Source organism: Nostoc sp. S13, assembly GCF_029379315.1.
In the GTDB taxonomy this organism is placed as follows: Bacteria; Cyanobacteriota; Cyanobacteriia; order Cyanobacteriales; family Nostocaceae; genus Nostoc.
In genome coordinates, this window is the sequence record NZ_JAQYWQ010000091.1 from 1 (window position 1) to 21,391 (window position 21,391).

The window sequence follows — 21,391 nt, forward strand, 5'->3', positions numbered from 1 at the left end:
GGTGGATGAATAATCGGCGTTTAAGACCCCCACCAAATTTTCTTGTTTTGTGGTCAACTTTCGTAGTCGCGGGTCTGAATCCCCGACTGATAGCGTAGCGGTAGCGAATCCCCGACTGATTGATTCTGACTCCTGAATTCTGACTTCTGAATTCTTCTTCAACTAAGTCTACTTACCTCTGGAAATAGTCACGCCAACTTTCGGGCAAGGCTTCAAGTTGAGCAACGCGGTGAAGTAACTCTGGATTGTCCTGCTCACGCAGATAAAGTTGAATGATATCGGCAACCGTGATGTTGTTGTCGTCCCGGCTCACCAACTCTAAAGTGTCTCCGGCTCCAACTTCGCCCTCTTGCAAAACACGGAAGTAAAATCCATTTCGACGACTTGCGAGGAATCGTTTAACCATATCAGGTCGTCCAAACCGAATCCCCAGTTTGTAGCAGGGCAGGCGAGGTTGTGTCACCATTAACGTTACAGTGCCGATACGAAAGCGATCGCCAATGTTCACTTTCTCTTCTCTCAGCCCGGTGGTCGTGAAATTTTCACCAAATATGCCTAACGGCAGTTCTGTGTTAGGCAATTCACCTCGCCAGTACTCGTAATGCTCGAACGGGTATAAATAGACTGCTTTATCTGCTCCTCCATGAACGGTTAAATCAGCCTGTCCATCACCGTCTAAATTAAGCGATCGCAGCATGACGCGATCGCTAACTGGCTTTTTGAAAATTCCAGTGCTAACTGTTTTCCCTTTCCAGGTCACTTCACATGGAAGTCCGACGTTGACAGAGATGAGTTTCATCTTTAACTTTAAAGTTTTGGACTGGATTCGATACCTCTTTGGCAAGCACATTCAAACTTGTGCCATGCCACCATCGACGAACAGTTCGATACCGTTGACAAAGCTGCTGTCATCCGAGGCAAGGAAAACAACCGCCTTAGCAATTTCGTCCGTTGTGCCCACCCGCCCAAGGGGGATAGTGTCAACCTGGCTTGCCACAAATCCCTGCACCTGTTCCTCACTCAATCCGATGAGATTGTAACCGGGAGTAGGAACCACGCCTGGGCTGATGGCATTGACGCGAATCTTGCGCTCTTTGAGGTCGAGTATCCAATTACGGGCAAACGAGCGCACGGCGGCTTTGGTGGCGCTGTAAACACTGAAGGCTGGAGTGCCTTTGATAGAAGTAATCGAGGCGTTCAGAATAATGGAAGCACCCTCTGGCAACAGAGGCAGTGCCTTCTGCACGGTGAACAGCAAACCTTTGACGTTAGTGTTGAACGTTTTGTCAAAGTGTTCTTCGGTAATCGAGCCGAGTGGAGCAAGTTCGCCGCTTCCAGCATTGGCGAAGAGGATATCGAGGTGTCCTTGCTGTTGTTCGATCGTGGCGAACAGGCGATCGATATCTGCAAGATTCGACACATCACCCTGAACAGCCGTGACATTTTCTCCAATCTTCTTCACCGCAGCATCAAGTTCGCTTTGACGACGACCAGTGATAAAAACGTAAGCCCCCTCTTCTACGAACCTCTGGGCTGTCGCTAGTCCGATTCCACTGTTACCACCTGTGACCAGTGCGATCTTACCTGTAAGTTTACCCGCCATAAAACTTCTCCGTTTGTGTGAATTTCGCATTGACGTTTGCCCTCAATGCGCTGGACAATTACGCAATCTGTCTTCTTCTATAGGAAACTATGAAAGTCGTTGAACGATATTGCTTATTTGCTGCGATCGCTTGTCGCAGGCAAACCCACAACGAATAAGGCGACGGCGATCAAACATACAACTCCACGATTCGTCCGTAGAATGAGTACTTATCGGAGTGCTTGATTGATTAAAGGTACAATGACAGCAATGTTCTTAACCAACTCATCAAAGAGAGAAAACCGCTGTTTTAAGTAATTGGGATCGTTGTAACTCAGCCACACCTTGCTGTCAGCCGCTTCCCATGCCAGTGCTTTCAGGGGTAAATCCAGAGCGATCGTCGGTTCTGCCACCATGAGCGGCGTTCCGGCTTGCGGGTTGCCAAACAGCAACAACTGCGTCGGACGCAGAGTTAGCCCGACTTTTTCGGCTTCAGCCTGTTGATCAATTTGGGCAAAAATTGTGATGCTTTTTGCTTGCAATACAGCTTTTAATCGATCAATAGTTGCCGTCACTGAATACTCGCTCGGCTGACTGATGATGCCGTTGTTTGGTGTATTCATGGCTTTACTCATGTGTTTAATGGTGCAAATCTGGACAAAATCAACTTGCCGATCGCGGCGATCTTGCTGTCCTTGAGCCAACATCGCCTCATGTACGGGGTAGATCTCCAGGCGCTCCTAGAACTTCATCGCCGATCTCGGTAGAAATGCGCTCAAACAGCGCCATATCCGGTGCTTCTGTCTCATCCTCTGTACCAACTGCTGCGATTAGCCGAGCAAAGCCACTCGGCGCAGCAACGACCAACCCGCGAGTTGGCTGATCGCTGAGTGCAGCGACTACGTGGGGTGTGCTAGCAGGAATCAGGAAGCTTTCACCAGCATTCAGCACAACCTTATTCTCACCTGCCCAGACCGTGAACTCCCCTTCTAGCACGTAGAGTTGTTCAGAATAGCGTGTGTGGCGATGGGGAGGAGTCTGTGTGCCGGGAGGGAAGTAGCCTTCGATCAGATCGTACTGACCTCCTGTAGTATTGTGATCGGCAACGATGTTGAGGCGAGTGCCAAAAAGCCAGAGAGATTGTGCCATTAGATTACTCCTGTTGATTAATTGCTTGTGTAATAGACATCTGGCGAAATTAAATATGCGTTATCTAGAACCCTTGTAGAGACGCAAAATTTCGCGTCTCTACATTCTTTTTCAAAGATGTCTAATAAGCAGTAATTTTAGTTGTGTGGTTAAGAACCAATAAACTTAATTATTTGCAGCGATCATAGCTGCCATTAACTGCTCAATGTTCCAGCGATCGCTATACCGAATTCCATTAACAAACAGTGCTGGGGTAGCCGTTACTCCACTGTATAATCCACTTTCAATATCTTCATTGATACAATCAATGTACACTTTTTTAGATATATCTTGAAGAAATTGGGAAATATCAAGTCCGAGATTATTGGCATACTCTACCAGATAGCCGTTTCCCAACTCTTGTTGATAGGTGAACAGCATTTCATGCATTGGCCAAAATTGACCTTGGACAGCAGCCGCTTCAGCCGCTTCAGCCGCACGTTGAGCATGAGAATGGATCTGTATCTGTGGAAAATGACGGAAGATGAAGCACAAATAATTCTCCCCCAAAGAAACACTAAGCTGTCGCCTAATGACTTTAATCAGCCTGTAAACGTCCGCACTCAGAGAACATTGATAGTCCCCATACATCACCAGCACTACGATCGCATTCAGGACACCTTTTATGTGATCTTGTGTTGAAGGTGGGACGAATAACGAACTGCGGTCACGGTCAAGGCTCACTGATACCTCCGACGGTTGTATGTTCAGCCCTTGCGATCAGCATACAACCCTCTTTCTACTTTATTCGTGTAAAGCAAACTTAGATATTGCAACTAAATTGCTATCAATGTTTGCCTGAATTAAATATATGCAATTAACTCTAACTTGTCATCCACAAAAAGTTGAAACTTTTGCTCAATAGAGTGATTGATAAATCAGTCCATATATAAATGTAAGGTTGGCTCCAACTTTAGTTGGAATCCAAATTGTAACTTTAGTACAACTTACTTACAAATTGACAATCCCTCGTTTAACAGCAATAATCACGGCTTGAGTGCGATCGCTCACTCCCAATTTACTTAAAATTCGATTAACGTGAGATTTGACGGTGCTTTCACCAATACTCAAACTAGTGCTAATTTCTAAATTACTCATTCCTTGTGCCATTAAACGGAGTACATCTAGCTCTCGCTCACTCAGTTCTGGATTGCTCATCCTCTGCACCAGTTTTGCCCCCACGGATGGTGGAATATACTGCTGACCGCGATGAATCATGCGAATCGCACTCAGGAGTTCATTGGGTTTAGCATCTTTGAGCAAATATCCTTTAGCACCTGCGTGTAATCCACGATAGATATCTTCATCACCATCGTAGGTAGTTAGTACAACAATTCGGGCAGCTTTAAATTCAGCACAAATAGCAGTAATGGCTTCAACTCCTCCCATCTGCGGCATTCGTAAATCCATTAGCGTTACATCTGGTTGGTATTCACGAAAGAGAGCGATCGCCTGTTGTCCATCTTCTGCTTGAGTAATCACCGTCATCTCTGGATCACGGTTAATGATGGTTGCCAACCCTTGTCTGAGAATGGAATGATCGTCAACAATCAGAACCCGAATAGTCGTTGATTGGCTCATAATTATTAAGAGATTGAAAGTACAAACTTATAATTTAGAACTTACGCATTGACAAGAAATAGTAAATATATATAACGTAAAAAACCACATCTTTCGTAGGGGTTTAGCATTGCTCATTGGTGTCAACTTAACGTGAAAGCCTATTTAAAACCTCGTTTCCAGCCAGAGGCTGGAAATGCACCTCATCGCGGTTCTGCCGCAAATCTTGAGGCGGAGCCTCTTGGAATGCGTTAAGAGTCTCTGACTCTTAACGAGATAAAATCTTTTAATTTGCATCCTCAAAAAAATGAATCTCTTGTGAGGTGGGCATCTTTCCCGCCCTAGTTGTGCAAATTAAATGCGCGACAGCTTAGTCCTTTCAAGGTGGGTAAAATTTTTGGATAATAATTCCTCTTGTCTCTGTGTTCTCTGCCTCCCTGTGGTTCAATAAATAACTTTTAAACCGTAGAGGCACGGAGAACGCAGAGAGGAAAGCAGAGATTTTATCTGTGACCTTGAAAGGGCTAGTTCGCGTACTCTTGCGTCCAAGCAAGCTACGCTTTGGTCTGGTAGAGAGCGTCAACCCCTTCGGGGAATTAAAAATTAAAAATTAAAAATTAATAATCCCCATAAATCATTTAGCGCAAAGTCTGAGCGGAGGTTTCCGACGCTCGCGGACTCGCTCTCCGTGGCGCTATCCGTTGGCACAGCCCGCCGCAGGCATCAGAACTTTGTAACAGAGGGGCTTGTAATAATGACTTACTATCAGGACTTACGCAAAATCATGAAAAAACGAACCGCAAAGGAGAGGCAGCGCGGTCTTGGGGAGCCAGTGCGTTGGGCGGCTTCGCCGACTTGTTCGCGTAGCGTCTCCCCTTGGGAGAAGCATCTGGCGTGGTCTCCCCCATGAGCGACTGCCGTCGCAAAGGACACAAAGGAATAAGGTTTCAGAGAGTTATTGCGTAAGTCCTAAGTATTTCTCGCGCTCTGCGTCTTGAAATACATTTTTTCTGTTCTCCATAAATAAATTTAGGGGCTTGTACCCTTTTCGTTTTCGGTCATTACGAATTAGGAATTATTTTAATCTCGATTTACAATCACAACAATTTCTGTTCCTTGTCCAGGTTGGCTCCCAATCGTCAGTTGTGCTCCAAGGTGTTCTGCCCGCTCGCTCATTCCCAGCAATCCAAACCCACCAACAGCTGGGATCGTAGCAACCCCAAAGCCCCGTCCATCGTCTTTAACGCGGAGGATACATTGGGCATTCTCATACACCAACTCAACACGAATTTCGCCAGCATCAGCGTATTTTATGGCATTGGTTAATGCTTCCTGTGCAATTCGTAGTAAGTTATTTTCAACCTCGGCTGGCAAAGAATAGGCTGTGCCTTTGATTTCGTAGATCAGAGCGGTATCGGCAGAGGCTCTCATTTGAGTCACAAGGCGATGAAGGGCACTATGTAAATTGCCCTCCTCCAATAGCTGAGGACGAAGCGCTACCACCGAACGACGCGCCTCAGCAAGTCCGGTTCGTGCTAGTTCATCAATTATTTCCAGGTGTGCCTGTGTCGCTTCTAGATCGTCCGCTAGCACTTGCGTTGCAGCTCCTACCTGAACCAGAATGCCTGTAAAAGCTTGGGCTAGGGTATCGTGAATTTCTCGCGCCATGCGGTTGCGTTCCTCCAGAATGGAGGCCTGTTCGGCGCGTTTGCGTTCACGCAGTGCAGCGTTTCGCTGTTCGCTAATATCTGTGATCAGACTGTAGAAGCCTGTCACTTGAGGATTGCGATCGCCTTTGGCACTGCCCCTTGGGCGATCGAAATCGGGGATCAAGGTAGCACTGATGCACCGTTTACCAAGCGAAAAGGGAATTTCTGCTTCCAGGGTTACAGTTTGCCCTTCAAACACTTGATTAATATACGGCTCAACCATTTGATAAACCGTCTCACCCAAGAGTTCATGAACAGACTTGCCCAAAATCTCATCTCGACTAAGGTTAAACCAGTCCTCATAAGTGCGGTTGACAAACTGATAGCGCTGATTTGTATCCACATAGCTGATTAGAGCTGGCAGAGCGTCGGTGATCAGCCGTAATTCCTGTTCTTGTAAGCGAAGCTCGTCGTAGACATCGCGCAGTGCTGCTTCGCTTTTTTGTAAAGCCACCGTTCGTTGGGCTACCTGTTGCTCTAAGGTGCGGTTGTAATCGGCTAAAAACTGTTCTGCTTGTTTGCGCTCTGTGATGTCTTGAAAGGCGACGATCGCATAAGCCAGATTGCCCTGTTCGTCAAATACTGGAGTTCCCCACGCCTCAATTGGAATGGTTGCGTTATTTCGGTGAATTTCCATATCGTCAACTGTGGTGCGTTCGCCGTTCAACGCCCGGATGATTGGCAGTTTCTCAGTTGGATACTTTTGATCCGTTCCCGCCAGATAAAATTGATAAATCTCTGCGAATTGATCGGGTGTCACGGCAGGATCAATCCCTTTACCCACTAATTGAATTCTCCGTTGATTGGCGTAGTAGGGGCGACCCGCCGCATCCAATACTATAATTGCCACTGGAATCGCTTCTAGAAATTGAGCCATCTGACTTTCGCTAGCACGTAGCTGTGAGTAGAGTTTGGCATTTTCGATCGCGATCGCTGCCTGAGTAGATAGAAAATTCAAAAGTTGCGTTCGCGTAGCGTCTCCGAAGGAGACTCGCTCCGGTGTAAATGCCCCAGTTGCCAACTGATTTTCTAAATACAACACACCGATGAGCTTGCTTTGATTGAGCAGCGGTAAACAAAAGACTGATTGAGTCTGGTGGTGTTGAATATAGGGATCATTAATAAAATTACCTTCACGAGTAGCATCATTGAGAATGACCGACTTATGAGTCCGAATCACATAATGAATGATCGATTCAGGTAAACGATTTGCGATCGGAGTCGATTGCAGCACTTGGGTTGCACAGACCTGTGCACCCTCAATGAGTTCACAGGTCGCTTCGATCATCCATTCTCCTGCGTTTTCTAAAAGCAGACAACCAGTTTGTGCTCCAGCATTTTCAATTAAAATCTGCATGAGAGAGCTGAGCAATCGCTCCAATTCAATTTCACTCGAAATTGCTTGAGCTGCTTTCATCACCGTCGCTAAATCGAGAGCAGTATGTGAGGTATTTGAGATGGTTTCACCAGTCATGGTACGAACTGGTGTAGAAACTACGTTGGACGACTGAGGAAATAGTTGAGGATAACGAGTTTCTAAATCTTTGACTTTCGCCGTTGCTCCCCACCGTTCATAGCAGTAGTGAGCTTCTTTCATGTAGGTTTGGGCGATCTTTTGCCGACCTCGCACCAGATAATGTTTAGCAGCTAACTCATAGGCTAACGCCTCTTCCTGGATATATTCATTTTCCCTGGCTCCTTGAATTGCTTGTTCATAGAATTCCTCTGCTTCAAACCACTGACTCAGAACTCGTGCAGTCTCTGCTTGCACCAGATGATATTTATGCAAACAATTCATTGGCGCATATTGTGCCCATTGCTTCATTTTCTCCTGACTAACCGTAACTCTTTTGAGGAGTTCCTCCTGTACTTGAGTGCCGCTTTCGGAGTATATCGCGAGTCTTGCCAGAGCATCATATAGATAGTAAAAAGGAGCAACAGGTGTGCCTGTTATTCGGATTAAATAACGTTCTGCTATAGTTGAGTTTTTAACTGCCTGAGCATACTCAGAAAATAGGTAACACAGGAAAAGTTTATTGAAATAGACATCAAAGGTTGCCGTTCCATCATTTGTTACTTCATGTTGTGGCAATCCATTTTCTTCATTGTAGAATTCGCCAACTAGGGGAGTTAGGCTGACCGAAAAGCCCATCAAATTTGCGATTGCCTGCTGATATATTTGGTTCCAGGTTAGCGCCGTTTTCTGTTTGATTTGACGAATTGCTTGATTGTATTTCGTCATCTCGCGCTCAACTTCTACGAGTTCCTTTCCAACTGCGTAGGATTGAAAGCAATAACAATGAGCACAATAAGCAGCAAACTCTAAATCTCCAACTTCTAAACCTCTTTGGTAGGCTTCTAGCAAGGGCTGGGTTGTGTTTCTAATATGCTCTTTCCAATGAATAATAAAGTTATTCACAATGAGTAATGTTCTAGCTCTGAGAGAATGAACATTAGGGTGTGACAATAGATTTAACGCAAGTTGTCCAAACTCGTACCCAATCTCAATGTTCCCACTCGTTCCACAAAGAATTAATCCGTAAAAGGCATAGGCAAAGGGAGATACAACAGCATTACCAGATTGAATTGATAAGTTTACTTGTTTAGACACAAGCAGAGGCATCAAATCAGGAGCCGCAACATAGGCAGCGATCGTGATGCTTGATAAGATTCGCATCGCCGCCAACTTGTCCGGTTCGGTCATTTGGGGCAAATGGAGCAAGTCCTCGATTGGCTTCTGGCCAATGAGTGATGTGATTGTGTCTAGCTCAAGCTGAATGTCTGACTGAGTTGGCGTTTCAGGAAAACTGATTCCCAGTTCCTGCAAAACTTGCAATCCAGTGTTGATTGCTTCTAATGGCTGGTTCTGCGCGATGTCAGTTTGAATTTTGACTTCGTAAACTTTCACGATGTCGAGAACCGTTTTGGCTGCTTGCAGAACAACCACTGCCCAGGATTCTACCTGCTCAAACTCGCCACACAAATACGCGACTTCTGTTGTTTCTGTATATAACTCTAAGGTCAGCTCATAGTTAGTTTGCCAACTGGAGTCTGCCAGCCATGCTCTACCTCTAGCTAAATAGTTTTGAGCCACACTATAGGCGATCGCAGCTTTTGCTTTCTGTCCGGCGATTAAATTTAATCTAGCAATTTCATTGCGTTCTGGTTGATCTGCGACAAGCTCAATCCCATGATTAAGATGATCAACAATTTCAAACAGCCTGTCTGATAGTCTCTCTAGCAAAGTTTTTTCGAGGAAATTGCGACCAATTTGGAGATGAACAACTTGTTTTTGCGACTCATCGATCAAGGCATAGGCGGCTTGCTGTACGCGATCGTGCAAGAACTTATACTCTTGAACCAACAAGTCCTCGTCTAATTCAGATAAGGGTTGAATTAATCCACCTTGTATTGCTGCCAGTAAATCCAGGAAGACCGCTTTAGGAATTTTTTCACAAACAATCGATAAAGTTTCTAAATTAAATTCAGCCCCGACACAAGCAGCTAAACGGAGAATTTCCTGTGTGACCTCTGGTAGTTTCTTTAACTTGTGAAGCATCAACTCCACAACATTATCAGTGGTATTTTGAGCTTGAATCTGAGCAATATTCCACTGCCACCCCCCTTTACTGACCACGCCACTTCTCTCAAGGGGAGCCAGCCGCTCTTTCGCGTTTCCCGACTTGAGCGGACTGGCGTGGGGAACCCCCGCACGAGAGTGCCTCCCTTTAGTAAGGGGAGCCAGTGCGTTGGGGAGCCAGTGCGTTGGGCGGCTCTGCCGACTTGAAGCAACTGGCGTCGGCTCTGCCGACTTGAAGCATCTGGCGTGGGATTGAGGGGGGTCAAAGATCAGCAGATTTTCGCTATACAGCATTCTCAAAAATTCACTGACAAAGAAGGGATTGCCTTCAGTTTTACGCAACACTAACTCAGCTAACGGGCGAACGGTGTCTGCATTCCGATGTAGTGTTTCAGCAATCAACTGACTCAATGGCTCAAGTGTTAAAGGTGCCAGAACAATCTCCTGAAGCACTGCCCCTTGTTTTCGCAGGCTCTCCAGCGTTAATACCAGTGGATGCGTTGGATTGACTTCATTATCTCGATAGGCTCCAATCAAAAATAGTGATTGGGTTTGCTCATCAAGCAACATCAGCTCGATTAACTTAAGTGTTGCTGAGTCTATCCACTGCAAATCATCTAAGAAGATCACAAGGGGATGTGACTCTGAACAAAACACCCGAATAAATTGCTGAAAGATTCGATTAAAGCGATTTTGAGCTTCAGTTGCTCCAACCTCTGATACGGGTAGTTGCTTGCCAACAATCAATTCAACTTCTGGGATCACATCAATGATGATTTGTCCGTTAGTTCCTAAAGCTGTTAGAAGGCGCGATCGCCACTGTTGCACTTGTTCGTCTGGTTCACTGAGCAATTGCTGTACCAATTTTTGCAGGGCAGCTGCGATCGCACTGTAGGGAATATTGCGCTGGAATTGATCAAATTTACCACAGATAAAATAACCGCGCTTTTGGGTAATTGGTTTATAGATTTCCTGCACTAACGCAGATTTACCAATGCCAGCATAGCCAGAGACCAATATCATTTCGACTTGGAATTTTGGATTGCCTGTTTGTTCCCTTTGTGAAGTCGTTTCTGAATTATTTGGTAAACAAGCGACGCGATTAAACGTTGCCAGTAACATTGCAACTTCCTTATCCCGTCCATACAGTTTTTGGGGAATTTGAAACTGCTCACAAACGTCTTGAAGCGCCAGTTGAATGCTAGAGATTTGACCGATTTCTGCTAATTTATCAGCACAGATTTCTAAATCAGCTTTGATTCCCCAAGCACTCTGATAGCGATCTTCTGCATTTTTCGCCATCAGTTTGAGAATGATATCTGAAACTGGCTTGGGAATCTTTCTATTTATATGATCAGGCAAAACAGGATGTTTGGCAATATGACAATGGACTAGCTCAAGCATGTCCGTTGTTGGAAACGGCAGATGTCCGGTTAGCAGTTCATAGAACGTCACACCAAGGGAGTAAAAATCGGTGCGGTAATCGAGTAAACGGTTCATCCGCCCGGTTTGTTCTGGAGATAGGTAGGCAAGTGTCCCTTCTAAAACATGAGGACTTTTGAAAGTCGGATTCGTGCGGTTAAATTGCGTGGCAATCCCAAAGTCAATAATTTTGACAACGCCAGTATCGAGATTGAGGACTATGTTTCCAGGGTTGATATCTTTATGAATGACATTGGCTGTATGGATTCTGCCCAGAATGTCGCAAATAGCGATCGCAAGACCTAGAAAAGTGGATAAAGGCATGGGGCAGAAGATATCTGGGCGCTTGTCCATCCATTGCTTTAGGGACTCTCCCCCAAAATCTTCTAGGAGAATCACCAGAGTGCGTTGATAGTCCTGCTGGCTGTATGCCTTGACAACTCCTTCCTCTTTGAAGGAACGGGTAATTTTATATTCCTGTCTGTAGCGGGTTAGTTCTTGAGGTGAGGGATAATCAAGCTTTAGCATTTTTACGATGATCGCTACTCCATCGTCTCTGATCCCTCGATACACTAGAGAATTAGAACTTTCGTAGATTTTGTCTTGGATGGCAATACCAGGTAGAGCAATCATAAAACAACTCTTGAGAGTATGATCTGGCATACCTCAAACTATACAGCAATTCTCATTATCAGAATAATTACTCACCGTTTGCTCTCATCCACAATGAGTTTGATAACTAAACTCTACTTTCAACCTCCAAAAGACTCAACAATTTCTCTGACAACACAGTTAAATAAGCACGATTCACTTTGCCCAACGACTCCAGAAACTTTTGCACTGATTCCTCTAGCGAACCAGAATACACTTGATTGAGGCGATCTCACAAGGACTGTATCTGCTGACATTCATTAGGTATGTAATTGTAAGATTTGAGGCGCTGTAAACCAAGGGTCTACTGAATGTATTTTTTTTTCGGCATCAGATACGCGCATTGCTTTAAGTATCTATAGATTACACTGTCCGCATATCCTCATTCGTGAGAGGTTAAGGCAAAATCATTTTTGTCAATTAGTAATATTGATCAAAACTTACTGAGATAGTGAGTATTAAATTAAGCTTTATACTGGATTTTGAGGCAAGAATGAATGATGCTCTTAAATGTGACGCGTTAGCTAGCAAAAACCGTAAGCATCGCCAGCCCAAAAATTCTGTTGAATAGTCCGATCTTTAGGATAATTTTAAGTATTATTACTTATTGACAAACGCTCTATAACCTTAACTCTTACCGATGGCGTATCCCTGAATTTAAAATTGACAGACTACTAGGGTGGACATTGCAAAGCCTAATTTCCAAGGCGGAATAACTGTAGAGAAATTTTGAGAAGCTTTCAGGAATTGAATTTACGTTAACAGTGTCGTTGTTTTTTTTACATTGATAGGACTTAGGCAAACAATAGCCGAAATCCTGATTTTCTTCTTAGGGGCAATTCATGAATTGCCCCTACTAGCGTGTAGTTTTGCGTAAGTCCTAACTGATAAGAATAAACATACAAGTCCGATTACTACCAGCGACACTGAAGAAGTCGGTTCTGGAACAGACTGAGGGTTTTGCACAGGCTGATAATTAATCATATTCCCTTGGATTCCACTGAGTGATCCCAAAAGTTGCTGAATATCCTTAAGATAATTAGTGTCATTAATACCAACACTTCTAGAAGAGATAAGTTGGTTAAAGGTCTGGCTACTTGATACATCAAAATCTCCTGTTAACCCAAGAAAATCTTGACCTATTTTACCTATAAGGGAGTCAATCAGATTGTTAACATCAGTCCTGATCACTTGCGGAGATAACTCTGAAATGCTGGGGTTACTGATGTTTCCAATAATTGTTTTGTCACTATCCACTAGCCAATTGGCATTACCAATGATTGTATTTCCATTTGTAAAAACCCAGTTACCATTACCAATAATTGTGTTGTTACTACCGAAGTCCCAATTACCATTTCCAATAGTTGCATTGTTACTCCTAAAGTGCCAATTACCATTACCTAGTGTTGCATTATTATTTCCCTTGTCCCAATACCAATTACCGTTACCAAGGTTTGTGTTACCTTTTCCAAATAGCCAGTTGCCATTACCGATAGTTGCATTGTGATTATTAAAGTTCCAGTTCCCATTCCCAATGGTTGCGCTATTGCTGCCATAATCCGAGTTAAAATTACCAATAGTTGCGTTGTTACTACCAAATTTCCTGTTGCCATTACCAACGGGTGCGTTACTTTGATTAAAGGGTGGGCTAGCACCATTGGTAATAGCGTTACTACTACCAGGATTAGATGTATTGCCACTGTTACTAAAGGGTATATTATTACCAAGGACTTCTCTCAACGGATCGAAAGGCGATTGTTGAAGCAGACTTCCAGCACCTGCTATAGGATTACTGTTGCCAGCAAAGGGGTTGATACCGCCACCTGCAATGAGATTGCCACCGTTTAGAAATGGGTTACTTCCACCTGCTAATGTGTTGTTAGTGTCATGAAAAAAATTATCACCCAGAACTAACTTCAAGCGATCAAAGATTAATTGCTGAAGCTTAGTGCCACCATCGCCAGCAAAGGGGTTGATACCGCCACCTGGAATGGGACTGTTACCTGCCAACAGATTGCTACCACCTGTCAACAAGCTGCCTTCAGCATTCAAACTACTATTAGTACCAAAGGAACTACCGCTATACAGGTTGCGATCGCTAGTGCCACTAAAGGTGTTAATCTGAGCATTAATGGGATTGACAGCAGACTCTTGCATTAATAATAATTCTCCTATTTTTAGTTAAAAAATTTTGGGGTATTCAGTACCTGTTATGCCAAGTATGAATTTGCTCAACCCAAAATTTATCCAAATAAAAGCTTTAATCATCTTCACTGTCAACCTGACAGAAAATCCTGCCTAAAGTTCTTACTAATTCTTACTAATAAAGAGTTTCAGTGCATAACACAGTTAACTAGCATAGTATGTATGTACTGAATAACTCATCATTGTTCCAAAGATTCTAATGACTGTCGCTACTAAATGGACGGGATGCCGCCACTTCCAAATGAAGGGATGCCGCCACTTCCAAATGAAGGGATGCTGTCACTTCCAAATGAGGGGATGCCGCCACTTCCAGATGAGGGAATGCCACCACTTCCAGATGAGGGAATGCCACCACTTCCAAATGAGGGAATGCCACCACTTCCAAATGAGGGGATGCCACCACTTCCAGATGAGGGGATGCTGCTACCACCCTGTGCCTCTTTAAGCTTTGAGTTAACTAGGTTATCAATAGTACCCCTCAAAGTGAATCCGTCCGGTATTTCAGTTGTGCTAATACTACTGCCCTGGCTGCTAATACCAGTCAAAGGGTCTTTGGCAGTACCCTGCTTACCACTGCCTGCGGATGGATTTACACCGCCTGCAAAGATATTCCAAAAGTTATCACCTGCGAAAGGATTGCCACCATAGGCTAAATCAGGCTTACTACCACTAGCAGCACCACTACCACCAAATGAACTACCGCCACCTTGTCCATTACCAACACCACTGAATATATTTGAGAGGTCTTTATCACTCAGAACTTCACTCAAGCGACCGAAGGGTGAATCTCTCAACTTATCCGTGGCACTAGAAGAGTTCCCGGTGCCACTATTATTCAAATCTGCCATCAGGACTAATCCTCTTAATTCTTAGAATAAAAATCTTGCTAGCATAGCAACATAAAATAGACAAGATTAATTCTTGATGATGACTTTTATGTTGTGTTTTTGTTAGCAAAACTAGTTAGTAGCTGTTGATTTATTTGATTAACTGCTTATAAACCGTAGATAATCAATTTTTATTCAATGCTACTTACATTTATAACTTATGCGATTTAACTTCTAAGGGCAATGAAAAATATTTTGATGCATTTATCAAAATATTAGATGTTTTTAGAAGATAAAATAAAAAATTTGACTAAAATAGTGTGTAATAAAATTAAATTTTGATTAAAGATTATATTGCAATGAATAATCTTTTGATAAATTTGTCAAATCTTTAGAGACTTAATTAATCTTGTAAGCTTTTACGTCTTAGCAATTGTATACACTCTAATTAACACTGCTGCCGATGGCTCTAGTCCACCACAAGGAACACCTGTGGTCGGCTTCTTACGTTCCGGTGCCTGGGGAGAACGAGTCTGAGGTTGTCTGCCGTCGCTGATTTAAGACATTAACCAACAGCGATCGCAGTTGGAGAGAATTTGCTATACCCACAATACGTCCTATATTGCAAGGTATGCTTTAGCCCTATGTCTGTTCAACGTGGTTCGACATTTACAGTGATTCTGCCATTGGAAGTAATAACCGAGGTAGAGGTTATGGCAACCATTTTTCACTAGCGTAGAGGCACTAAAGTAACCGAGAGATTTCTCAATGGCATATCAAGGCGTAATTTTGGATGTAGATGGGACGCTTGTTCTCAGTAATGATGCCCATGCTCAAGCTTGGATAGAAGCATTTGCTGCCTTTGGCTATGAGGTGAAGTTCGAGCAAGTCCGACCGCTGATTGGCATGGGAGGTGATCACATTATTCCTAAGTTCGCGCCAGGTCAAGTAAAAAACTGATTTCTACTTGACCTTAATTTTAATTGTCTTGGTGATTTTCTGGCGAGTAAGGAACACCTAACCCATGAGGGGGTATAGATTTACCAGCTAATCCCAGTAATGCAAATAAAGCTACTAAATATGGTAGCATTGCTAAAAACTGATAAGGAATATTTGCACCAAAAGCTTGAATTCGTAACTGTAAAGCTTCCGTAGCGCCAAATAAAAAACAAGCCAGAGTAGTACCTAAAGGATGCCACCTACCAAAAATTAAGGCTGCGATCGCAATAAATCCTTTACCTGCACTCATTCCTTCTGTAAAAAATTTGATTTGTACCAAGGTGAGATAAGCACCTCCTAAACTGGCAAGACAGCCACTGAGTATTACAGCCCAATACCGCACCCTTGATACTGAAACCCCAGCCGTAGCCGCAGCTTGGGGATATTCCCCCACCGCTCGTAAAGTCAGCCCAAAGCTAGTATGAAGTAAAAAATAGATACTGAAAGCAACTAGAGTTATCAGTAAATATACAAAAACATCTTGCTGGAACAACATAGCTCCAAGTATAGGTATATTCGCAAGACCAGGAATGACTATAGGCTCAATTCCTGGTAATCTTTGAGTACTGCTACCATTAAATACTAACCGCGCTAAAAACGATGTTAACCCCGCAGCTACCAGATTAATTGCTAACCCTGATACTAACTGATTAACATATAAAGTTATACATAAAAAAGCATGGAGTAAACCGACTAATCCCCCAGCAATCAACGCACAGATAACACCAAGCCAAGGGTTGTCAGTATAAAAGGTAGCAGCTGCACTGGTAAAAGCTCCAGTTAGTAACATTCCTTCCAGGGCAATATTTAGCACACCTGACCGTTCTGAGTACATTCCACCAAGGGCAGCAAATGCTAGGGGTACGGCTAAGTTTAAGCTAGCAATTAAGTAATCAGAGAGGAAGTTAAGGTTATTCATAGTTATTTTTTTTGAACGCAGAGAAACGCTAAGGGAAGTGCAGAGTATCGCAGAGAAGCTTTCGCGTTAAACCTCAGCGTTATTTTGGGTTTTTATTCGTCTTTCTACGGCGAGGCTAATGGCAATGAATAACACAGTTAACCCTTGAATTGCATAAACTACAGTCACAGGTACACCAGCACTACGTTGCATAATATTCGCACCACTACGCAAAGCGGCAAAAAATAGAGAAGTCAACACTACACCGCTAATACTACCGCGACTTAAAAAGGCGATCGCAATTGCATCAAATCCATAACCAGGGGAAACTTGTTCAAATAAACGGTACTTCAACCCCATCACCTCAGATGCACCTGCCAAACCGGCTAAACCACCTGCTAAGAACATCACTAGCATGATCGTATTTTTTACCGAAATCCGTGCATAATGGGCTGCTGTGGGGTTAAAACCAACGGCGGCGATTTGGTATCCTAGAGGCGATCGCACCAATAACACCCACAATACTCCAGCTACCATTAACGCAAGTATTATGCCAGCATGAGCTAAACTTTGGGGTAAGATAATCGGTAACTGTGCAGATTTGGCAATTAATGGCGAATAAGGACTAGGCGCTGATGGTGCTTTTAGGGGATTTTGCACCAAGTAGCTAACTAAATTCACTGCAATGTAATTCAGTAATAGGGTAGTGATAACTTCATTGATTCCCCGTACTGCTTTGAGATAACCGGGTATCCAACCCCAAACTGCACCAAACCCAAACCCAACGATAAGTGCTAAAGAAATGTGGATGATTGCAGGTAATCCTTGCACATATAAACCGATTAAAGTGCTACCCAATGCACCAAGATAAATTTGTCCTTCGCCACCGATATTAAATTGACCAGCCCGCAATGCTACTAATACTCCTAAACTGGTGAATAATAGGGGTGTCATTTTGGTGAGGGTATTGCCAAACCCAAAGTAGCTAGAGAGAGATTCTTGAAATAAGACGGTGTAGGCGGTAATCGGATTTGCCTCTGCAAGTATGATCAGGATGCCACCGACAATCAGGGCAGAGATGATGGCAATTAGCGGTGATAAGATTGGTAGCAGGAATTGAAAGCGTTTATTTGTGATCATAATGCAATGATTGCCACCCCGTAAGTCAGCTTTTAGTAAGATAATACCGTGGAAGTTTTGTTCTCCTGCTGCATATCGATTGAGAAGTTCTTTAACGTCCTTAGCTTTAAACTTTCAGTGTAGGAACTGATATGATTGGTCTTAGTTGAGCAGAGGGCTTAAATGTCTAAAGTAGAAGGCTTTAGGGTAAGAAATTATAGAGTTCTTCATGATGTCACCTTAGGCAAGCTATGGAACACGCAGAATGCCAAACCATTAACGCCAATGACAGCCGTCATTGGTAAGAATGGTGTAGGAAAAAGTACTATTTTCGACACTTTTGGTTTTCTTGCAGACTGCTTGAAAAATGGAGTAGAGGAAGCGTGTGATTCTCGTGGTCGTGGTGGCTTTGAGAGAATTCGTTCCCAAGGACAAGAGGGAAGTATTGAGTTTGATATCTATTATAAAGAAGATCATAATGCCCGACCAATTACCTATGAGTTGGCAATAGATATTGACTCCTCTGGAAGACCTTATGTAAAGAGGGAAAGACTCAGACAACGAAGAAAAGGACAAAGCAAGGGACAACCTTTTTCTTTTCTAATTCTCAATGAAGGTAGAGGAATAGCATGGAAAGGTGAACAAGAAGGTAAACAAGTTGAAGAAGAAGGTGATTTTGATTTGTCACAGTTCATAGAAAAAATACAGAAAGGTGAAGCGGAAGAAGAAAGTAAAGAAACTGAAGTAGTTGAACTTGACGATAAACGAAAACTGGGAATTGCAACTTTAGGTTCACTCAAACAACACCCAAGAATTTCTGTTTTTCGGAGATTTATTGAAGGATGGTATTTAAGCTATTTTACTCCAGATGCTGCACGAAGTTTGCCTCTAGCTGGCCCACAAAAACATCTTAATATTCATGGGGATAATCTGGGCAATGTGGTTCAGTTTATGGAAAGAGAACATCCCAAAAAGTTTCAATCCATGCTTGAAAAGATAGCCAGCAAGATTCCAGGTATCAACAAAATTAGCACTGAAAAAAGCCCAGATGGAAGACTTCTTTTGCGTTTCAATGATCAGGGATTTAAAGACCCATTTTATGCTCAACAAATGTCAGACGGAACACTCAAAGTATTTGCCTATCTCCTCCTGTTAGAAGACCCATCACCACCACCATTCTTATGCGTCGAAGAGCCAGAAAATGGACTTTATCATAAACTTTTAGAAACATTGGCCCGAGAATTTCGAGAACACGCTACAGGTCAGAAGGGTGGAGCGCAAGTATTTGTTACAACACATCAACCATATTTTGTAGATGCCCTTGAACCTGAAGAGGTCTGGGTTCTGGAAAAGGGCGAGGATGGATTTGCTAAAATTAGGCGAGCTAGTGAAGATACTCTGATCAATAACCTGGTTTCTGAAGGCTTACCTCTTGGCGGACTTTGGTACAGTGACTATTTGGATGCAAGGTGAGTATATGCACTTTGAGATACTCGTTGAGGATATTTCTGGTAAAATGGCTCTTGAGATTCTTGTCCCAAAAATTATTAATACGGAACAGCATACATTTCATATCCATTCTTACAAAGGAATAGGGCATATTCCTCAAGGTTTAAAATCTACTTCTGATCCCAAAAAACGAATTTTGCTCGACCAACTTCCAAGACTTATTCAAGGCTACGGCAATACATTTGCCAGTTATCTCCCTGATTATCATGCTGTGCTCGTCATTATTTGCGATCTTGATGACCGATGCCTGAGTGCTTTTCGCAAAGAACTGCTTGACATCGTAAATTCTTGTGAGCCTAAACCAAAGACGAAATTTTGCATCGCCATTGAGGAAGGAGAAGCATGGTATTTAGGTGATTTAACAGCAGTGAAGGCAGCTTATCCGAATGCCAAACAAGCAGTCTTAAATTCATATACCAATGATAATATTTGTGGCACATGGGAGAAGTTAGCCGATGCAGTATATTCCGGTGGTGTCCAAAAATTGTCTAAACTTGGTTGGCAGGGAATTGGTAAGGAGAAAGCAACTTGGGCGGAAAGGATCTCTCCCCTTATGGACATTGACAATAATCAATCACCAAGTTTCTGCTATTTTCGAGATCAGCTTCGACGTTTAAGTGGGTATTAGGGCAAACAACAGATAATGTAAAGACTTGGCATTTTATCCTCTGCATGTACCCCTAGCCATCAATAAACCAATTTCTTCTATTGTCACCGTCTGTGCATCCAAAATAGCGACAAACTCTCCTCTGTACATTACGGCAATGCGATCGCTCATCGCCATCACTTCTTCTAACTCAGTAGAAATATACAAGATTGCGGCACCGCGATCGCGTTCTACCAATAAGCGAGAATGAATTGCGGCTGTCGCCCCTACATCTAATCCCCGCGTGGGTTGCATCGCCACAATTAAATCTGGTTCTCCCGCCAGTTCTCTGGCCAAAACTACCTTTTGTTGATTTCCCCCTGATAGTTGCCTTACCTTGATATCTTCCCCAGTCGCTCGAATATCAAATTCTGCCATTGCAACTTGGGCATGATTTTTGATTGCTGGTGGTTGTAATAAAAAATGGCGGCAGAATGGTAAGTTTTTAAAAGCTTTCAAAATCAAGTTTTGGGCAATGCTAAATTGCAACACCAAACCCATTTTTTGCCTATCTTCAGGGATGTACCCGATTCTCTGCCGAATACAGAAGCTCTTAAACTCAATTTTACCGTTGATGATGCTTCTTACACCTGCGATCGCATCAGCTAATTCTCGCTGTCCATTGCCATCTACACCAGCAATTCCTAAAATTTCCCTAGCTCGTAATTCAAATGAAACATTGCGGACAGCAGGAATACCCCTATCACCAGCAACTTGCAAATTTTGTACTGAAAATATCACTTCCCCTGTTATAGACGCAGATTTATTGACTTGTAAAGCTACTTCCTGCCCCACCATCAATTCTGCTAATTGCTGAATAGTCACTTCTTTAGTTGTCTTTGTCGCTACTACCTTACCTCGTCGCAGCACTGTTACTGTATCGCAGAGATTAATTACTTCTTCTAACTTGTGACTAATAAAAATAATAGTGTTACCAGCCGCCGCCAATTGTCGCAAGATATTTATTAATGATTCAATTTCCGTTAGTGTCAAAACTGCTGTTGGTTCATCGAGTATTAATAGTTTGGCTTGGCGATATAACACTTTGAGAATTTCTACTCGCTGTTGTATCCCTACTGGTAAATTTTCTACTTTAGCTGCGGGGTCAATTTCTAGCCCATAAGCTTGGGATAAAGCCGCAATTTCTTGTTGTTTTTGCCGCAGATTTAAACGCCAACTATTTTCTATTCCCAGGATGATATTTTCGGCGACAGTTAACTGAGGCACAAGCATAAAATGTTGATATACCATGCCTATACCTAGTTTGATTGCCTCGTTTGGGGAAGTAATTTTTACTGGTTTATCTTCTAAATAAATTTTTCCCGTATCAGGTTGATATAGACCACTAATAATATTCATTAAAGTAGTCTTACCCGCACCATTTTCACCTAAAATTGCATGAATTTTACCAGCATCAACACTAAAACTAATATTTTCGTTAGCAACAAATGAGTTAAAGCGTTTGCTAATTTTTTCTAAACGTAAATACATTTAAT

The 21,391-nt window shown here is 43.1% G+C and carries 15 protein-coding genes and 1 pseudogene; 3 read left to right on the forward strand and 13 right to left on the reverse strand.

The genetic code is table 11. The annotated features are described in order from the left end of the window. Positions 1 to 172: 172 nt before the first annotated feature. The 10 genes from PUQ00_RS23570 to PUQ00_RS23615 form a co-directional block, all read right to left on the reverse strand. Positions 173 to 799: an MOSC domain-containing protein gene (locus PUQ00_RS23570; RefSeq protein ID WP_300421418.1), complete on the reverse strand. Its 627-nt coding sequence runs from the start codon at positions 797 to 799 to the stop codon at positions 173 to 175. Between the two features lie 51 nt (positions 800 to 850). Then, positions 851 to 1,603 carry an SDR family oxidoreductase gene (locus tag PUQ00_RS23575; RefSeq protein WP_300421420.1) on the reverse strand — a complete coding sequence of 251 codons (753 nt, stop codon included), beginning with the start codon at positions 1,601 to 1,603 and terminating at the stop codon, positions 851 to 853. Between the two features lie 209 nt (positions 1,604 to 1,812). Further along, positions 1,813 to 2,289, reverse strand: coding sequence for a DUF302 domain-containing protein (locus tag PUQ00_RS23580; protein ID WP_300421421.1), 477 nt, complete (start codon positions 2,287 to 2,289; stop codon positions 1,813 to 1,815). A 4-nt stretch (positions 2,290 to 2,293) separates the two neighbouring features. Beyond that, on the reverse strand, positions 2,294 to 2,731 hold the full coding sequence (locus PUQ00_RS23585; RefSeq protein ID WP_300421423.1) for a cupin domain-containing protein: 438 nt from the start codon (positions 2,729 to 2,731) through the stop codon (positions 2,294 to 2,296). Positions 2,732 to 2,896: 165 nt separating this feature from the next. Further along, a complete protein-coding gene (locus tag PUQ00_RS23590) occupies positions 2,897 to 3,454 on the reverse strand; it encodes a DsbA family protein (protein WP_300421425.1) in 558 nt (185 codons plus the stop codon). Positions 3,455 to 3,721: 267 nt separating this feature from the next. Continuing rightward, positions 3,722 to 4,351: a response regulator transcription factor gene (locus PUQ00_RS23595; RefSeq protein ID WP_300421427.1), complete on the reverse strand. Its 630-nt coding sequence runs from the start codon at positions 4,349 to 4,351 to the stop codon at positions 3,722 to 3,724. Between the two features lie 761 nt (positions 4,352 to 5,112). Next, a complete protein-coding gene (locus PUQ00_RS23600; protein ID WP_300421428.1) occupies positions 5,113 to 5,238 on the reverse strand; it encodes a hypothetical protein in 126 nt (41 codons plus the stop codon). 172 nt (positions 5,239 to 5,410) lie between these two features. After that, positions 5,411 to 11,674 carry an AAA family ATPase gene (locus tag PUQ00_RS23605; protein ID WP_300421430.1) on the reverse strand — a complete coding sequence of 2,088 codons (6,264 nt, stop codon included), beginning with the start codon at positions 11,672 to 11,674 and terminating at the stop codon, positions 5,411 to 5,413. Positions 11,675 to 12,532: 858 nt separating this feature from the next. Continuing rightward, positions 12,533 to 13,849, reverse strand: a complete 1,317-nt coding sequence (locus PUQ00_RS23610; RefSeq protein ID WP_300421432.1) for a hypothetical protein — start codon at positions 13,847 to 13,849, stop codon at positions 12,533 to 12,535. A gap of 260 nt (positions 13,850 to 14,109) precedes the next feature. Beyond that, the gene (locus PUQ00_RS23615; RefSeq protein WP_300421434.1) at positions 14,110 to 14,745 is read right to left on the reverse strand and encodes a hypothetical protein; all 636 of its coding nucleotides are present in this window, start codon (positions 14,743 to 14,745) and stop codon (positions 14,110 to 14,112) included. Positions 14,746 to 15,492: 747 nt separating this feature from the next. On the opposite strand from PUQ00_RS23615, the pseudogene PUQ00_RS23620 reads away from it, so the two are divergent. Next, positions 15,493 to 15,669, forward strand: a pseudogene (locus PUQ00_RS23620) (HAD hydrolase-like protein); the annotation flags it as partial. Between the two features lie 34 nt (positions 15,670 to 15,703). Here the strand turns inward: PUQ00_RS23620 and PUQ00_RS23625 are convergent. Together PUQ00_RS23625 and PUQ00_RS23630 are read right to left on the reverse strand one after the other, a co-directional pair. Then, positions 15,704 to 16,642 (reverse strand): ABC transporter permease, encoded by a 939-nt coding sequence (locus tag PUQ00_RS23625; protein ID WP_300421436.1) that lies wholly within the window; start codon positions 16,640 to 16,642, stop codon positions 15,704 to 15,706. 66 nt (positions 16,643 to 16,708) lie between these two features. Then, entirely contained in the window at positions 16,709 to 17,761 is a 1,053-nt protein-coding gene (locus tag PUQ00_RS23630) for an ABC transporter permease (protein WP_300421438.1), read from the reverse strand. Positions 17,762 to 17,923: 162 nt separating this feature from the next. On the opposite strand from PUQ00_RS23630, the gene PUQ00_RS23635 reads away from it, so the two are divergent. Further along, positions 17,924 to 19,213 (forward strand): AAA family ATPase, encoded by a 1,290-nt coding sequence (locus PUQ00_RS23635; RefSeq protein ID WP_300421440.1) that lies wholly within the window; start codon positions 17,924 to 17,926, stop codon positions 19,211 to 19,213. After that, on the forward strand, positions 19,173 to 19,877 hold the full coding sequence (locus PUQ00_RS23640; RefSeq protein WP_300421441.1) for a hypothetical protein: 705 nt from the start codon (positions 19,173 to 19,175) through the stop codon (positions 19,875 to 19,877). Before PUQ00_RS23635 ends, PUQ00_RS23640 begins: the two co-directional genes overlap by 41 nt. A 33-nt stretch (positions 19,878 to 19,910) precedes the next feature. Here the strand turns inward: PUQ00_RS23640 and PUQ00_RS23645 are convergent, their stop codons facing one another. Next, on the reverse strand, positions 19,911 to 21,386 hold the full coding sequence (locus tag PUQ00_RS23645) for an ABC transporter ATP-binding protein (protein WP_300421443.1): 1,476 nt from the start codon (positions 21,384 to 21,386) through the stop codon (positions 19,911 to 19,913). Positions 21,387 to 21,391: the final 5 nt, after the last annotated feature.

What these genes read in the sequence shown, in the direction of transcription:
- PUQ00_RS23570 (WP_300421418.1), bottom strand. Translation starts at nt 799, where the DNA reads ATGAAACTCATCTCTGTCAACGTCGGACTTCCATGTGAAGTGACCTGG.
- PUQ00_RS23575 (WP_300421420.1), bottom strand. Translation starts at nt 1,603, where the DNA reads ATGGCGGGTAAACTTACAGGTAAGATCGCACTGGTCACAGGTGGTAAC.
- PUQ00_RS23580 (WP_300421421.1), bottom strand. Translation starts at nt 2,289, where the DNA reads ATGTTGGCTCAAGGACAGCAAGATCGCCGCGATCGGCAAGTTGATTTT.
- PUQ00_RS23585 (WP_300421423.1), bottom strand. Translation starts at nt 2,731, where the DNA reads ATGGCACAATCTCTCTGGCTTTTTGGCACTCGCCTCAACATCGTTGCC.
- PUQ00_RS23595 (WP_300421427.1), bottom strand. Translation starts at nt 4,351, where the DNA reads ATGAGCCAATCAACGACTATTCGGGTTCTGATTGTTGACGATCATTCC.
- PUQ00_RS23600 (WP_300421428.1), bottom strand. Translation starts at nt 5,238, where the DNA reads ATGGGGGAGACCACGCCAGATGCTTCTCCCAAGGGGAGACGCTACGCG.
- PUQ00_RS23605 (WP_300421430.1), bottom strand. Translation starts at nt 11,674, where the DNA reads ATGATTGCTCTACCTGGTATTGCCATCCAAGACAAAATCTACGAAAGT.
- PUQ00_RS23610 (WP_300421432.1), bottom strand. Translation starts at nt 13,849, where the DNA reads ATGCAAGAGTCTGCTGTCAATCCCATTAATGCTCAGATTAACACCTTT.
- PUQ00_RS23615 (WP_300421434.1), bottom strand. Translation starts at nt 14,745, where the DNA reads ATGGCAGATTTGAATAATAGTGGCACCGGGAACTCTTCTAGTGCCACG.
- PUQ00_RS23625 (WP_300421436.1), bottom strand. Translation starts at nt 16,642, where the DNA reads ATGAATAACCTTAACTTCCTCTCTGATTACTTAATTGCTAGCTTAAAC.
- PUQ00_RS23630 (WP_300421438.1), bottom strand. Translation starts at nt 17,761, where the DNA reads ATGATCACAAATAAACGCTTTCAATTCCTGCTACCAATCTTATCACCG.
- PUQ00_RS23635 (WP_300421440.1), top strand. Translation starts at nt 17,924, where the DNA reads ATGTCTAAAGTAGAAGGCTTTAGGGTAAGAAATTATAGAGTTCTTCAT.
- PUQ00_RS23645 (WP_300421443.1), bottom strand. Translation starts at nt 21,386, where the DNA reads ATGTATTTACGTTTAGAAAAAATTAGCAAACGCTTTAACTCATTTGTT.